We start from the raw sequence: 1,724 nt of genomic DNA on the forward strand, positions 1-1,724 counted from the left end.
TCGAGCTGCGGCTCAGCGGCGAGCCGGCCGGTGCATCGGGCAGTGTGGGTGCATCGGGCGCGGCTGCCGGCAAGACCGTGGTGGCCCGGCTCGTCGCACGCGGCGCGCATGTCTACCAGGCCGTGGCGATCGCCGATGCGCCGCTGCCGCCCGAGGCGCTCGATCAGTTCCTCGGTTCCTTCAAGCTCGATTGAGGCACGCGTTCGCGGCGCGCGACCGAAGGGTGCGTCGCACTGCCGCAATGTGTGGACGAAGTGAAGGCGCGGTCGAGGAAAACCTCGCTAGTGGTCGGATTTCACAAGGCTTTTCGGCTATCCACAGCGGATGTGGATAACTTTGTTGACAAACCCTCGAATCGTGCCCCGAGAACGGCTTCACGCCGCTTTCAAACCGGTTTCATTGATATTCGGCGAGGAAAAAACACTTGACGATTCAGTGGCTTGCGAGCGTTCTCGCGGGTACGCGCGATGCGTCGCCGCGCGAGTGATCGATACCGGTAAATGTGTATAAGTCAAGTCTTGACAGCGAGGCATTTCGGCTCAAACCAGCTCGATCGCGCGCCGATAACGGATCGCCTCGCCGATCTGCGCGGCGTCCGGCTGCGCATCGCCGGCAAGATCGGCGATCGTGCGCGCAACTTTCAGCACCCGGTAATAGGCTCGCGCCGACCAGTGGAAGCGCTCGCCGGCCTCGCGCAGCAGGCGCTCTCCCTCGGCGCCGGGGCGGCAGAAGCGATCGGTCTCGCGTCCGCCCAGCATCTGGTTGGTGCAGCCCTGGCGCGCCAGTTGTCGATCGCGCGCGGCCGCCACGCGCCGCGCGACCGTCGCGCTGGCCTCGGCCGGGCGCGTGCCGCGCTCGGCCAGCTCGGCGGGCGACAGCGCGGGCAGGGCGACCTGCAGGTCGATGCGATCCACCAGCGGTCCCGACAGCTTGCGCAGGTAGCGCGTGGCCACCTCGGGCGTGCAGCGGCAGCGGCCCGAGGGATCGCCGCGCCAGCCGCAGGGACAGGGGTTCATCGCCGCGACCAGCTGGCAGGCGGCGGGGAAGTCGGCCTGCAGGCCGACCCGCGAGATCGTGATGCGGCCGGCTTCGAGCGGCTCGCGCAGCATCTCCAGCACGTGGCGATCGAATTCGGGAAGCTCGTCGAGGAACAGCACGCCTAGATGGGCCAGCGTGATCTCGCCCGGCTGCGGGGGATTGCGGCCGCCGACCAGGGCCGCCGCGCTCGAGGAGTGATGCGGCGTGCGAAACGGCCGGCGCCGCCACGAAGCGGGCGAGAAACCCACGCGGCTGGCCGACAGCAGGGCCGCCGAAACCAGCGCCTCCTCGTCGGTCATGGGTGGCAGCAGCCCCGGCAAGCGCGCGGCCAGCATTGATTTGCCGGCGCCGGGCGGGCCGATCATCAGCAGGTGATGGCCGCCCGCGGCGGCGATTTCCAGCGCGCGCTTGGCGCCTTGCTGGCCGACTACCTCGGCCAGGTCGGGAGCATTGGCTGCGGGCGTTGAATCGGGCGATGGCGCGGCGATCGGTGACAGCCGCGCCTCGTCGGCACCGGCCAGGTGCGCGCAGAGCGCGGGCAGGTCGGGCGCGCCGTAGACGGTGACGCCCGGCACCAGCGCAGCTTCTGCCGCGCTGTCCAGCGGCAGGTACAGCTCGGGTCCCCCGGATGGCGGGGGCAGGCCGCGCGGCGCGCGACGGCGGCGGGCGCCGGCGTTGCCGGTCGG

The 1,724-nt window shown here is 70.5% G+C and carries 1 protein-coding gene and 1 pseudogene; one reads left to right on the plus strand and one right to left on the minus strand.

What is annotated here, in order from left to right:
- Positions 1-194: pseudogene (locus F3J10_RS35500) on the plus strand (hypothetical protein); the annotation flags it as partial.
- Positions 195-539: 345 nt separating this feature from the next.
- Here F3J10_RS35500 and F3J10_RS35505 read toward each other — a convergent pair.
- A partial coding sequence (locus F3J10_RS35505) for a YifB family Mg chelatase-like AAA ATPase (RefSeq protein ID WP_240155808.1) occupies positions 540-1,724 on the minus strand: 1,185 nt, incomplete at its 5' end.

This window comes from Burkholderia sp. Cy-637 (assembly GCF_011753175.1).
In the GTDB taxonomy this organism is placed as follows: Bacteria; Pseudomonadota; Gammaproteobacteria; order Burkholderiales; family Burkholderiaceae; genus Burkholderia; species Burkholderia gladioli.